The 11,981-nt window shown below is 71.1% G+C and carries 16 protein-coding genes; 3 read left to right on the forward strand and 13 right to left on the reverse strand.

The features are described 5' to 3' along the window. Nucleotides 1–61 precede the first annotated feature (61 nt). The 4 genes from ACFWI4_RS13050 to ACFWI4_RS13065 all read right to left on the reverse strand — a co-directional run bounded on the left by ACFWI4_RS13050 (nucleotide 62) and on the right by ACFWI4_RS13065 (nucleotide 3,421). A complete protein-coding gene (locus ACFWI4_RS13050; RefSeq protein WP_339130215.1) occupies nucleotides 62–637 on the reverse strand; it encodes an FABP family protein in 576 nt (191 codons plus the stop codon). Between the two features lie 260 nt (nucleotides 638–897). Continuing rightward, nucleotides 898–1,821, reverse strand: coding sequence for a hypothetical protein (locus ACFWI4_RS13055; protein WP_387194584.1), 924 nt, complete (start codon nucleotides 1,819–1,821; stop codon nucleotides 898–900). After that, nucleotides 1,818–2,672: a hypothetical protein gene (locus tag ACFWI4_RS13060; protein WP_387194587.1), complete on the reverse strand. Its 855-nt coding sequence runs from the start codon at nucleotides 2,670–2,672 to the stop codon at nucleotides 1,818–1,820. The genes ACFWI4_RS13055 and ACFWI4_RS13060 overlap by 4 nt, the downstream gene beginning before the upstream one ends. Further along, nucleotides 2,669–3,421, reverse strand: a complete 753-nt coding sequence (locus tag ACFWI4_RS13065; RefSeq protein WP_387194590.1) for a hypothetical protein — start codon at nucleotides 3,419–3,421, stop codon at nucleotides 2,669–2,671. Before ACFWI4_RS13065 ends, ACFWI4_RS13060 begins: the two co-directional genes overlap by 4 nt. Before the next feature lie 155 nt (nucleotides 3,422–3,576). Between ACFWI4_RS13065 and ACFWI4_RS13070 the strand changes: the two genes are divergently transcribed. Next, nucleotides 3,577–3,939, forward strand: a complete 363-nt coding sequence (locus tag ACFWI4_RS13070) for a DsrE family protein (protein ID WP_387194593.1) — start codon at nucleotides 3,577–3,579, stop codon at nucleotides 3,937–3,939. Here ACFWI4_RS13070 and ACFWI4_RS13075 read toward each other — a convergent pair. The 9 genes from ACFWI4_RS13075 to ACFWI4_RS13115 form a co-directional block, all read right to left on the reverse strand. Then, on the reverse strand, nucleotides 3,933–4,328 hold the full coding sequence (locus tag ACFWI4_RS13075; RefSeq protein WP_385399618.1) for a VOC family protein: 396 nt from the start codon (nucleotides 4,326–4,328) through the stop codon (nucleotides 3,933–3,935). The two genes, ACFWI4_RS13070 and ACFWI4_RS13075, sit on opposite strands and share 7 nt — an antisense overlap. 34 nt (nucleotides 4,329–4,362) lie before the next feature. Then, complete coding sequence (locus tag ACFWI4_RS13080; protein ID WP_385399620.1) at nucleotides 4,363–4,626, reverse strand: DUF3099 domain-containing protein; 264 nt, start codon at nucleotides 4,624–4,626, stop codon at nucleotides 4,363–4,365. 156 nt (nucleotides 4,627–4,782) lie between these two features. Beyond that, the gene (locus ACFWI4_RS13085; protein ID WP_054232391.1) at nucleotides 4,783–5,070 is read right to left on the reverse strand and encodes a DUF1416 domain-containing protein; all 288 of its coding nucleotides are present in this window, start codon (nucleotides 5,068–5,070) and stop codon (nucleotides 4,783–4,785) included. A gap of 30 nt (nucleotides 5,071–5,100) precedes the next feature. Next, nucleotides 5,101–5,946, reverse strand: a complete 846-nt coding sequence (locus tag ACFWI4_RS13090; protein ID WP_385399622.1) for a sulfurtransferase — start codon at nucleotides 5,944–5,946, stop codon at nucleotides 5,101–5,103. A 152-nt stretch (nucleotides 5,947–6,098) separates the two neighbouring features. Beyond that, the gene (locus ACFWI4_RS13095; protein WP_350310325.1) at nucleotides 6,099–6,179 is read right to left on the reverse strand and encodes a putative leader peptide; all 81 of its coding nucleotides are present in this window, start codon (nucleotides 6,177–6,179) and stop codon (nucleotides 6,099–6,101) included. 349 nt (nucleotides 6,180–6,528) lie between these two features. After that, entirely contained in the window at nucleotides 6,529–7,272 is a 744-nt protein-coding gene (locus ACFWI4_RS13100; protein ID WP_387194597.1) for a DUF2993 domain-containing protein, read from the reverse strand. A 170-nt stretch (nucleotides 7,273–7,442) separates the two neighbouring features. After that, on the reverse strand, nucleotides 7,443–8,585 hold the full coding sequence (locus ACFWI4_RS13105; protein WP_387194600.1) for a hypothetical protein: 1,143 nt from the start codon (nucleotides 8,583–8,585) through the stop codon (nucleotides 7,443–7,445). Nucleotides 8,586–8,593: 8 nt separating this feature from the next. Beyond that, complete coding sequence (locus tag ACFWI4_RS13110) at nucleotides 8,594–8,848, reverse strand: MoaD/ThiS family protein (RefSeq protein WP_037622382.1); 255 nt, start codon at nucleotides 8,846–8,848, stop codon at nucleotides 8,594–8,596. A gap of 74 nt (nucleotides 8,849–8,922) precedes the next feature. Continuing rightward, nucleotides 8,923–9,807, reverse strand: coding sequence for an alpha/beta hydrolase (locus tag ACFWI4_RS13115; RefSeq protein WP_387194604.1), 885 nt, complete (start codon nucleotides 9,805–9,807; stop codon nucleotides 8,923–8,925). A 255-nt stretch (nucleotides 9,808–10,062) separates the two neighbouring features. Between ACFWI4_RS13115 and ACFWI4_RS13120 the strand changes: the two genes are divergently transcribed. Together ACFWI4_RS13120 and ACFWI4_RS13125 are read left to right on the forward strand one after the other, a co-directional pair. Further along, complete coding sequence (locus tag ACFWI4_RS13120) at nucleotides 10,063–10,881, forward strand: response regulator transcription factor (protein WP_387194607.1); 819 nt, start codon at nucleotides 10,063–10,065, stop codon at nucleotides 10,879–10,881. A gap of 23 nt (nucleotides 10,882–10,904) precedes the next feature. Beyond that, on the forward strand, nucleotides 10,905–11,927 hold the full coding sequence (locus ACFWI4_RS13125; protein WP_387194610.1) for a LacI family DNA-binding transcriptional regulator: 1,023 nt from the start codon (nucleotides 10,905–10,907) through the stop codon (nucleotides 11,925–11,927). The last annotated feature ends 54 nt before the right edge of the window (nucleotides 11,928–11,981 follow it).

The following is an 11,981-nucleotide window of genomic DNA, read 5'->3' on the forward strand; positions in this document are numbered from 1 at the left end:
CGGCAGAGAACGGCGGACGGCCGGGGAACGGCGGACGGCCCGGGGGCCGTCCGGCGGTCTCCTACTTGAAGAAGGCGATGCCGTCGTCCGGCATGTCGTCGGGCAGGGCCTTGGCCCAGCGCTCGACGTCCTCCGGGGTGACGACCTTCTTCAGGTGCCCGGACATGTAGGGGCGCAGCTCGACCTCGGGTGTCTGCTTCTCGCCGACCCACATGAGGTCGCTGTTCACATAGCCGTACAGGCGCTTTCCGCCGCTGTAGGGGCCGGAGGCGGCCGTGCGGGCGACCGCGTCGGTGACCAGGTCGATCTGCGGCTTCTTGTCGGCGATCTCGCCGTACCAGATCTCGACGACACCGTCGTCGCGGGTCATGACGACCTCGACCTTGCGGTCGGCGTCGACGCGCCAGAAGCCGGACTCCGTCTCCAGCGGCCGGACCTTCTCGCCGTTCTCGTCGAGCACCCAGCTGTGCGAGCGGTACTCCAGGAAGTCCCGCCCGTCGTGCGTGAAGCTGACCTCCTGCCCGAAGTTGCACTTCTCGGAGCCGGGGAAGTCGTGGACGCCGACTCCCGCCCAGTCGCCGAGCAGGAAGACAAGGGGGACCAGGTCCTTGTGGAGGTCCGACGGGATCTCGATCATGAGCTGAACAGTTCCTTGGTGGGGGTCAGCGCTGGCCCTGGTACAGCTTCTTCACGGTCAGCCCCGCGAAGGCGAGCACGCCGACGCAGACCAGGACCAGCAGGGTTTCGAAGAAGATCTCCACGGGGTGCTCCTCGGTGAGCGGAACGGGTCCCCGCCCGGCGCGGCCGGGACTGGGGAGGTACACAAAGGCCGGGCCCCAGCTTACGCGGCCGGGGCCCGGCCCTCTCTTCCAGGTGGGCCTCGCGGGCCCGGCCGCGTCAGCCGAGCAACTGGCTCTGGAGGACGACCGTCTGCTGGAAGGGGATCTCCGGCGCGGCGCCCTTGCGGGACTGCACGACGAGGGCGACCGTGTCCCCGGCCAGCAGGAAGGCCTCCCGGGCCTGCTCGGCGCCGTACGGCTTGCTCTCCGTGTACGCGTAGCGGACTACTTCGTCGACCGACACCTTGTCGGGAAACTGCTCGTCCCGTTCGGTCAGGGCGGCACCCCGCAGCGCGTAGGCCGGTGAGTCGTAGTTCGCCAGTTCGCCGGTGACGAGCTCGTAGGCGGCGGTGGCGGTACCGAACTGGAGCAGGTAGATCCGGGTCCGGGTGCCGTCGGGGGCGGTCCAGCCGCGCGCGGCGACGTGCCGCAGACCGTAGTCGGTCAGTGCCTGGTCCACGGTCTCCCGGTCCGTCTTCCCGTACTGCGTCAGGAAGGTCTTCCGGTCCAGCCAGCCGTCCTCGCCGCGCAGGGACGCGTCGGCCTCGGCGCCCTTGGGGGCCGGGAGCAGCAGTTCGCGCAGGTCGGCGTAGTGGGCGCCGGCCTTGTTGGACTCGGCGAACGGCCCCGGGCTGCCGGACGGCAGCGGCGGCCTGACGATCGTCGGGTAGTCCCAGCGTCCGTCGGTCCGCGTCGCCAGACCGGGTACGTCGGTGCGCTCCATGCCGGTGATGCCGTACGCGGCCGCCGAGCCGACGGCCGCGAAGACCACGGCGGCGGCGGTCCAGCGCAGGACGGCCCGCAGCACCCGGCGGTCCTTCCTGACCTTGACCACGGGCGCCTGGACCTCCGCCGGGACCGCGGCGGGCGGGCCCTCGGGCAACGGAGGCACCACGAGCGCCGGTTCGGCCGACCGGGGTACGTCCGTGTGCGGACCGGATTCCGGCCCGGCTTCCTCGACCGATGTCGTCTGCTCGGTCATACCGCTTCTCCCGGTTCCTGGATGCGGTCGAGCTGCTCGCGGAAGAGCCGCGCGACGCTCTTGGTGTCCAGCGGCTTGGCCGCGAAGGCGGTGGCGCTGACCAGCACATCACCCTGGTAGCCCGAGCAGAACATCATGTCGAGCTTCTCCTTCTTGTCGGTGGGCGGCAGGAAGCACCTGGCGTTCTTGTGGCCCTCGATCCTCGGGCCGGAACGGAAGACCTCGAGGGCGTCGAAGAACTCGTTCTGGAGCGTGGACATGTTCCGTACGGCCTGCCTGTCCTCGATCCGGGACAGCTCGATCTCGGCGGTGTAGGTGGCGGCGTCGCCGATCGTGGAACCCGCGTTGAGGTAGCTGCGCATGGCGATGCCCTTGATGTGCTGCTTGTCGATGCGCTTCTCCATCTCCCGCCGCTGGGAACGCGGCAGACCGCGGAGCGACTGCTTGGTCAGGGCCGTGGCCGCTCCGCCGTTCAACGCGGCATCGGCGCCGAACCCGGCGATGTCCGGGCCGCGGTGCAGGTGTGCGTCGTCGTACGGAACGAGCAGGGCGGCGAGCGGCGATGCCGGTTTCGGCTTCTCGACGTGCTCGCCGGCGGCCTTCGGGAACTTCCACGACGGCGCGCCCGCGTCACGGTCGGCGTTCCGCACGGTCACGACGGTGTACGAGGTGCCCGCGACGACGGCGCCGACGAGCACCACGGCACCGGCCACCGCGGCGACACGGCCCCGGCGCACGCGCTTCCTGCCGGGTACGGGCACGGCGGCCGGGTCGGACCCGGCCGGCACGGGAGCGGGCTCGACGGGCTCCGTCGGCTCCACGCCCTCGGGGTTCGCGGTTCGCTCGTTCACAGCCGCTCCAACTGCCGCTTGGCCAGGTCCATGATCTTCGACTTCGGGATCGGCTTGGAGTCGTAGATCCAGATCTCCATGGCGATGTCGCCGCGCGAGGCCGCCGCCTGCGCCTTGTAGAACGGCAGATAGCCGGCCTTCCGCTCCGGTCCGAAGAGGTAGACCATGCCGTCGCCCGCACCGGGGACGGGCCAGCTCCGCGTTCCCCGCACGTCCCACCTGCCCGCACGGCCCGCGGCGCCGAGGTACTCCTCCTGGCGGTACTGCACCAGCCGGACCTGGACACTGGAGGTGCTGCTCTCGGTCCAGCTCACCCCGGCCGCCCGGCGGAACTCCGACTTGATCAGGCTCGGAAACTCATGGTCCGCGTTCCGCAGCGAGTCCGCGTAGGCCGCCAGCGTCAGCCAGCCGTCGTTCTCCGGCGCCCAGTCCGGCGCCTTCGTGCCCTTCGGGCGGGCGATCAGGAGTTTGCGCAGGTCGCCGTCCGTCTTCACCCGGTGGTCCTGGGCGGCGGACAGCGGTTCGGGACCGGGGCCCTTGGCCAGGGCCACCACCGGCTGCGACAGCGAGGGCAGCTTCGTGGGCGCGCGACGGGCCTGGACCAGGAATCCGGTGCAGGTGCCGGCGACGAGGCCGAGCACGGCGGCCGTGGCGATGAGCAGGGTCGTACGACCGCGCCTACGGGGCACGGTTTCTGACGGCGCGTCCGCCGTCGTACCGGGGCCGACAATCGCCGTGTCGTCGGACACGCTCGGTCTTTCCGGTTTTTCGGATCCTTCGGGTCCTACCAAGACGTCCCCCCACAGATGGTGAAGCACGGATTCCGTATCCGCGCACAGGAGACCCATGGCCTACACACGGGGTTGTCCGGACGTTGATCACGATTCGGACTACCATGACGGCCATGGCGAACAAGCTCGTGATCAAGGTGACGGCGGGGGCCGACGCCCCGGAGCGCTGCTCACAGGCGTTCACCGTCGCCGCGGTGGCCGTGGCCAGCGGGGTGGAGGTCTCCCTCTGGCTGACCGGTGAGTCCTCCTGGTTCGCCCTGCCGGGCCGCGCCGCCGAGTTCGAGCTGCCGCACGCGGCACCGCTGCCCGATCTGATCGACTCGGTCCTGGCGGCCGGGAGCGTCACCCTGTGCACCCAGTGCGCGGCCCGGCGGGACATCACCGAGAAGGACGTCCTCAAGGGCGTACGGATCGCGGGGGCGCAGGTGTTCGTGCAGGAGGCGATGACGGACGGGACGCAGGCGCTGGTCTACTGACCTCGTCTGCGCCGGGTGCGGGTGTCCACCCAGAGGCAGAAGGGGTGGCCCGCAGGGTCGAACAGCACCCGTACGTCGTCCTGGGGCTGGTTCTCGGCGAGCCGGGCGCCCTGCTCGACGGCGTAGGCCGTCTCCTCGGCCAGATTGTCGACCTCGATGTCCAGATGGAGCATCATCCGCTGGTCGCCCGGACCGGCCGGCCACACGGGCGGTGTGTAGAGCGGCTCCGTCTCGAAGGCGAGCGCGATCCCGCCGAACGGTGGGCCGATGAGCACCCAGTCGGGTTCCTCGGCGCGCACCTCGTACCCGAGCAGCCTCTGGTAGAAGCCGGCGAGTTCGTGGGCGTCGGGCGCGTCGAGCACCACGGTGGACAACCTCGTACGCGACATAGACGCCTTTTCCGCTCCTACCGCTGCCGCCGGTTCACGGCTGCCGCCGTTTCTTGCCGTCCAGCTCGTCCCACCACTCGTCGGACTTCGGGTCCCCGGAAGGGTCGTCCCACCAGCGGTCCTCGGGCCCCCGGCGGTTGGCCACCATCGCGGCGACCGGCGGGATCAGCATGGCGACCACGCACATGGCGACGGCCGCGGGAACCGACCAGAGCCGTACGACCGCCCACGCGAGGACGAACAGCACGATGCACGTCCCCATCATGGCGAAATACAGATGCCGCCTGCGCGCGTACATACCACCAGCGTAGGCCCGGACAACCCGTCCGGCGCAGTGCCGACGGCGGTGCGGGCGAGCCGAAGGGCCGCACCCCGATCCGGTAAGCGTCCAACCCCCGGGGGTGCGGCCCTTCGGCCGTTCCGTCGACCGCCGTCAGGGACGGCGGTCCGCCGTTCAGACGGCGATCGCGACCTCGGCGAGGCCACCGGTCTGGGCGACGACCGTGCGGTCGGCGGTGCCACCGGGGACCAGCGCGCGGACGGTCCAGGTGCCCTCGGCCGCGTAGAAGCGGAACTGGCCCGTCGCGGAGGTGGGGACCTCCGCCGTGAACTCGCCGGTCGAGTCCAGCAGACGGACGTAGCCCGTCACCGGCTCGCCGTCGCGGGTCACCTGACCCTGGATCGTGGTCTCACCGGGCTTGATCGTCGAGGCGTCGGGGCCGCCGGCCTTCGCTCCACACATATTTCGATTCCGTCCTTCAGGCCTTGGGGGTTACTTGTTGGCGCCGAGCTCGATCGGCACGCCGACCAGGGAGCCGTACTCGGTCCAGGAGCCGTCGTAGTTCTTGACGTTCTGCACACCGAGGAGCTCGTGCAGCACGAACCAGGTGAGCGCGGAACGCTCACCGATGCGGCAGTACGCGATCGTGTCCTTGGCGAGGTCGACCTGCTCGGCGGCGTAGAGCTCCTTGAGCTCGTCGTCCGACTTGAACGTGCCGTCGTCGTTGGCGTTCTTGGACCACGGGATGTTGCGGGCGCTCGGGACGTGGCCCGGACGCTGCGACTGCTCCTGCGGCAGGTGCGCCGGGGCGAGCAGCTTGCCGCTGAACTCGTCGGGCGACCGGACGTCGACCAGGTTCTGCGAACCGATCGCGGCGACGACGTCGTCGCGGAAGGCGCGGATGGAGGTGTCCTGGGCCTTGGCCTTGTACGCGGTGGCCGCGCGCTCGGGGATCTGCGAGCCGTCGACCAGGTCGCGGGAGTCGAGCTCCCACTTCTTGCGGCCGCCGTCGAGCAGCTTCACGTTCTCGTGGCCGTAGAGCTTGAAGTACCAGTAGGCGTAGGACGCGAACCAGTTGTTGTTGCCGCCGTAGAGGACGACCAGCGTGTCGTTGGCGATGCCCTTCGACGAGAGGAGCTTCTCGAAGCCCTCCTGGTCGATGAAGTCACGGCGGACCGGGTCCTGGAGGTCCTTGGTCCAGTCGATCCGGATGGCGTTCTTGATGTGGTTCTTCTCGTACGCCGACGTGTCCTCGTCGACCTCGACGACCGCCACGTTCGGGTCGTCCAGGTGGTCCTGGACCCAATCGGCGTCTACCAGGACGTCGCTGCGGCTCATGCTCGTTCTCCTCCGGGGCAGTTGCGGCGGGGTGGTGCGGTGTGGAGAGGTGCGCGGTGCGGTGCGGGCCGGTGAGGCCTTGCGCGGCGCAATCGTGGCCCGGACAAGAGAGGTCCAGGGGCCCGGCTCGCGGAAGGCGGGAACGCTTCCGCTCAGAAGGTGCGACAGAGCATGGCGGCGACGCGGCACAGGTCTACTGCCCGCCGCTTCGTGAGATCCGCCTGTCGCTTCATGGGTCCGATCGTAGGGACGGACAGGCGGGCATGTCACCGGCGTGTCGCATGATGAGACGCGATCGTCCGCATGGTGATATCAGAGGGGTGCGAAAGCTGTCCCCGCACGGATTCCGGGCCCGGAGCCGGGCACCGATCCCCGCGGCCCATCTGCGGTACGGACAGGGCCGTCTCGCCTTTCGGACAGTCGCCCCTGGCAGGGCCTGCCCGCCGCCCCGGACCATCGCCCCGGAGCCGCTCTCCGGCCGGGTGCGTCCGCCCGGACACCCGAGGCCGAGGCGCCCGCGAACCGAGGCCCGCGAACCCCAGGCCCGCGAACCGAGGCCTGCGTACCGGCCCGCTCACCCGCCTACCCGACCAGCCGGACGTCCGAACCCTTCACCGAGATCTCGACGCCGCCGGGAGCCGCCTGGACCTTGTCCAGCCGGACACCGCCCGGCAGCTTCTCGATCTTCTGCTGGAAGTCGGTGATCGAGCGGATCCGGCCCTCGGCGAGCTGGACGCCCAGCTTGGGCAGGGAATCCGCGTGCACCCGCACGGTGTCGCCGGAGACGGTCACGGAACTGAGCACCGACACCGGCTCGGGCAGCTTCGCGCCGAGGACGGTCCCGGAGACGGTGACCTTGATCTTGCAGTTGCCGCCGTCGGAAAGGCCGATGACCTGGGCCTTGACCCCGGGCGCCACCTCCGTGGGACCGGACCTGGCGGCCTTGAGCAGCTCGGCGTACGAGATCGACGCGGTGCCGGTGGCACTGCCCGCGGTGGCCGAGCTGTAGTCGCCGCTGAAGGCGACGCCGTGCATCTCGGCGGTGAGGTCGTCGATGCGGATGGTGGCGGCCGAGGAGCCGGTGCCGCCCGTCGGTGCCTCGTAGTCCTTGATGCCGATCTTCACGTCGTCGAACTCCCCGGCGACGACCTGGGTGAGGAACGGGAAGCCCCCGATCGACACGTCGGGGGTGGAGGCGAGGCCCTCGGTGCTCTTGATCCGGCCCGCCGCCTCGTCCTCCGCGAACCCGACCGCCACCCGGTCGGCGAGCACGAACAGTCCGCCGAGAACCACCAGCAGGATCAGGGATATTCGCAGTGCGCGCATGCTCGTTGTTCCCTCACGTGGGACGGCCCCGTCTGGACGGCCGAGTGGCCACCGAAGGCGAGCCTAACCCCGAAGGGCCCCCGATTCGGGGGCCCTTCAAGGGAGTTGTCGATCAGCTGTGACGATTCGTTGCGGCCGGAAGGACCGGTCAGGGCGCCGGGACCCGCAGGTCAGCCCAGCGCGCGGCCCAGCAGGTAGACCGCGGGAGCGGCGGCGGCCAGCGGCAGCGCCACGCCCGCGGTGAAGTGGACGAAGCGGGACGGGTAGTCGTAGCTCGCCACCCGGTGCCCGATCAGCGCGCAGACACCCGCGCCGAGCCCGAGGAGGGCGCCCTGCGTGCCCAGGTCCGTCATCCCGCCGACCGCGAGGCCGGCACCGGCGGCGGCGAGCAGCGCCACGGCCACCGAGGCCGCCGTGGGCAGCGGCAGCGCGCGGACCAGGATCGCCGCGGCGACCGCGGCCGTGCCCACCGTGACGGCGTCCGGCTCGGCCGCCAGATGCCCGGTCGCGATGATCGCCAGTGCCGCGGAGACGACGGTCGCCATCAGGCCGTACATCCGGGTGTCCGGGTCGGCGTGGCTGCGCAGCTGGAGCACGAGGGTCAGCAGGACCCACACGCCGAGGGTGCCGAGGATCGCGGCGGGCGCGTTCTCCCGGCCGGCCACGAGCAGCGCCACGTCGGAGGTCACCGCGCCCAGGAACGCCAGCGCGATGCCCTGCCGGGCGGGCCACATCCCGTTGAGCCGGAACCAGCCCGCCGCGGTGACGGCCTGGAGCAGGACGAGCGGGACGACGAGGGCGTACTGGCCGATCGCCGCCGTCCCGGAGAGGAGCAGCGCGAGCAGCGCCGTCAGCGCGGCCGGCTGGATGCCGGGCTCGATGATCGGCGAGCGCCCCTCGGCCCGGGCGCGCTGCGCGTCGGTGAGGCGGCTCTGGCCGGTGACCGTGGCGGGCCCGTAGGCGACGTCGGCCCCGTCCGCGCCCTCGGGCAGGGTGCCGCCGTCACGCGCCGGGCTCCCGGCGCCCGGAGCCGGGTTCCAGGCTCCCGCCGGGGCCTCGGGCGGCAGGGCCGCTCCGACGGCGCCGCCGTAGCCCTGGGGCTCGCTGTAGGTCTGGTAGCCCTGGGGAGGCAGATACGAGGGGTCGGCCTCCTGGACCGGCGCCTGCGCCTGCGTCTCCCAGGTCCGGCCCTCCCACTGCTGGGTGTGCTGCTGCGGCGGCCAGTCGGCCCCCTGCGGGGGCTCCTGGTGCGCCTGCGGCTGCTGATACGGGTCGTACGCCTCGCGGCGACCCTCGTACGGCTGGTTGCTCATCGTCTCGCTCACCCTCCTGCGAACGGCGGGAGCACCTCGACCGTGCCGCCCTCGGCCAGCCGTACCGTCTCATGCCCGCGGGTCCCCACGGGATCACCGTCGATCAGGAACGAGCATCGCCGCAGGACGCGGACGAATTCGCCGGGGTGTCGTTCACGTGCCGCGTCGAGTGCCTCGGCGAGCGTGCCGGCGTCGTACGGCTCGTCGCCGACGCCTGCAGCGGCCTTGGCGGCGGCCCAGTAACGCACCGTGCCCTTTGCCATCTCGTTCCTCAATCGGAGATCTGTGTGTGCTGGTGTGTGGTGTCCGCGCACCTGTTTGCGTGAACCGGGCCAGGCTAGCCCGGGTGGGTGGCGGCCCAGTCCCCGATGCGGGTGAGGAGGGCGTCGGTGGCGGCGTTCTCGGCGTGGCCCATGCCGTGCTCCAGCCACAGCTCGGCGTGGCCGCCGGAGGCCTCGGCCAGCATGCGCGGGTGGTCGAGCGGGAAATAGCCGTCGCGGTCGCCGTGGACGACGAGGAGCGGTGTCGGCGTGATGTCCGGGACGCACTCGACCGGGGACGCCGGCACCGGGTCCCAGTCACGGGGGTGGATACGGGTCCGCAGCCCGACCCGGCTCACGATCCGGCCGCCAGGACGGGTCACCAGCCAGTGCACCCGCCGCATCGGGGCCGTACCCCGGTAGTACCAGCGGGCCGGCGCGCTCACCGAGACCACCGCGTCCGTACGCGCCCGCGCGCGCTCCTCGCGCTCCCCGCCGGACACCGGTTCACCCGGGAGGGGTCCCCGCTCCTTCTTCCCGTACAGCGCCGCGTGCCGCAGCACCACGGAGCCGCCCATCGAGAAACCGACGGTCACGATCCGGGTGTGCCCGAGTTCCCGCGCCCAGGCGACCGCGGCCGCCAGATCGAGGACCTCGCGGTCACCGACCGTGGAGCGGCCGCCCGAGCGGCCGTGGCCGCGGAAGGAGAAGGTGACCACCGCCCCGCGGCGGGCGAGGACGGCGGCCGTGCGGCGGACGGCCGGACGGTCCAGATCGCCGGTGAATCCGTGTGCGACGATGAACGCAAGGTCACCGGACGACTCCGTTCCGGGGTCGTGGGCCGCCTCGATCGTCACCCCGTCGGCGGTACGCAGAAACGTCCGCACAGGGGCGTCCGGCGCCGTCTCAAGGCGTGGACTCTTGGAGGATCGCGTCACGTGACCTGCCGTACCAGGGCTCATGTGGGCTATTCTGCTGGGCATGAGGACTCGGGCAGAGTAGCCCCCGGGTCCTTTTGTGCTTTCAAAAGCGTTGTATACGAAACGGGAAACCGCAGGTGTACAGCTCTTGGGAGGGCGCGGCGGCTCCCCCGGCGCACGGGAACCGCACGTACAGAGCAGTGCCGCAAACGTCCTCGCAGGGACCGAGGAGGAACCAGACGTTATGGGCGAGCGAACCGTGCACGAAGGCAGGACGACCCGAGCGGGTGAGTCACGATGAGTTCTCTTCTGCTCCTGACCAACGCCCTTCAGCCGTCGACGGAGGTGCTTCCCGCTCTCGGCCTGCTGCTGCACAACGTGCGCGTGGCTCCGGCGGAAGGGCCGGCACTCGTCGACACCCCCGGTGCCGACGTCATCCTCATCGACGGACGGCGTGACCTCCCGCAGGTCCGCAGCCTGTGTCAGCTGCTGCGCTCCACGGGACCCGGCTGTCCGCTCGTCCTCGTCGTGACCGAGGGCGGCCTCGCGGCCGTCACGGCCGACTGGGGCATCGACGACGTCCTGCTCGACACGGCGGGTCCCGCCGAGGTCGAGGCGCGCCTCAGACTCGCGATGGGCCGCCAGCAGATCGTCAACGACGACTCCCCCATGGAGATCCGCAACGGCGACCTCTCGGTCGACGAGGCGACCTACAGCGCCAAGCTCAAGGGCCGGGTCCTCGACCTCACCTTCAAGGAGTTCGAGCTCCTGAAGTACCTCGCGCAGCACCCGGGCCGCGTCTTCACGCGCGCCCAGCTGCTCCAGGAGGTCTGGGGCTACGACTACTTCGGCGGCACCCGGACGGTCGACGTCCACGTACGGCGGCTGCGCGCGAAGCTCGGCCCCGAGCACGAGTCGCTGATCGGAACCGTGCGGAACGTGGGTTACCGATTCGTTACCCCGGAGAAGGTGGAGCGCGCCGCGGACACCGCCAAGGCCAAGGCGGCCCAGCCAAAGCCGGATGATGCGGACGAGACGGCGCACACGGACGGGATCGCTCCCACGCAGGCCGCCGCGCAGCCCCAGGAAGCTGCCGTACGCCCTGCCCAGAGGTAGGTCCATCCGCGTAGACTCCGCGCGTGGCCAAGGTGACTAGGGATGATGTGGCGCGGCTGGCGGGTACTTCCACCGCCGTCGTCAGTTATGTCATCAACAACGGACCCCGGCCGGTCGCCCCGGCCACGCGCGAGCGCGTCCTCGCCGCGATCAAGGAGCTGGGGTACCGGCCCGACCGGGTCGCCCAGGCCATGGCCTCGCGGCGGACGGAGCTCATAGGCCTGATCGTGCCGGACGCGCGCCAGCCCTTCTTCGGGGAGATGGCGCACGCCGTCGAACAGGCCGCCGCCGAGCGCGGGAAGATGGTCCTGGTCGGCAACTCCGACTACATCGCGGAGCGCGAGGTCCACTATCTGCGGGCCTTCCTCGGCATGCGGGTCTCCGGGCTGATCCTGGTCAGCCACGCGCTGAACGACCACGCGGCCGCCGAGATCGACGCCTGGGACGCCCGCGTGGTGCTGCTGCACGAGCGCCCCGAGGCGATCGACGACGTCGCCGTGGTCACCGACGACATAGGGGGCGCCCAGCTCGCCACCCGGCACCTTCTGGAGCACGGCTACGAGTACGTGGCCTGTCTCGGCGGCACGGCCGAGACGCCCGCCGTCGGCGACCCCGTCTCCGACCACGTCGAGGGCTGGCGCCGCGCCATGCAGGAGGCGGGCAAGCCGACCGAGGGACGCCTCTTCGAGGCCCCGTACAACCGCTACGACGCCTACAAGGTCGGCCTCGAACTGCTCGCCGGACCGCACCGGCCGCCGGCCATCTTCTGCTCCACCGACGACCAGGCGATCGGCGTCCTGCGCGCGGCGCGCGAGCTGCGCATCGACGTGCCGCAGCAGCTGGCCGTCGCGGGGTTCGACGACGTCAAGGAAGCGGCCCTGACCGACCCTCCTCTGACAACGATCGCATCGGACCGCTCGGCGATGGCCCGCGCGGCCGTCGACCTCGTCCTGGACGACGGTCTGCGGGTCCCCGGCTCCCGCCGCGAGCGGCTGAAGCTGTTCCCCTCGCGCCTGGTCGTGCGCCAGTCCTGCGGCTGCGCGTAGCCCCCGCCCGGCACCGCCGCCCCACGCGCCCTCCTCACCTTGCGGACAAGGGAG

The sequence above is a fragment of the Streptomyces sp. NPDC127038 genome (assembly GCF_042725875.1).
Lineage (GTDB): Bacteria > Actinomycetota > Actinomycetes > Streptomycetales > Streptomycetaceae > Streptomyces.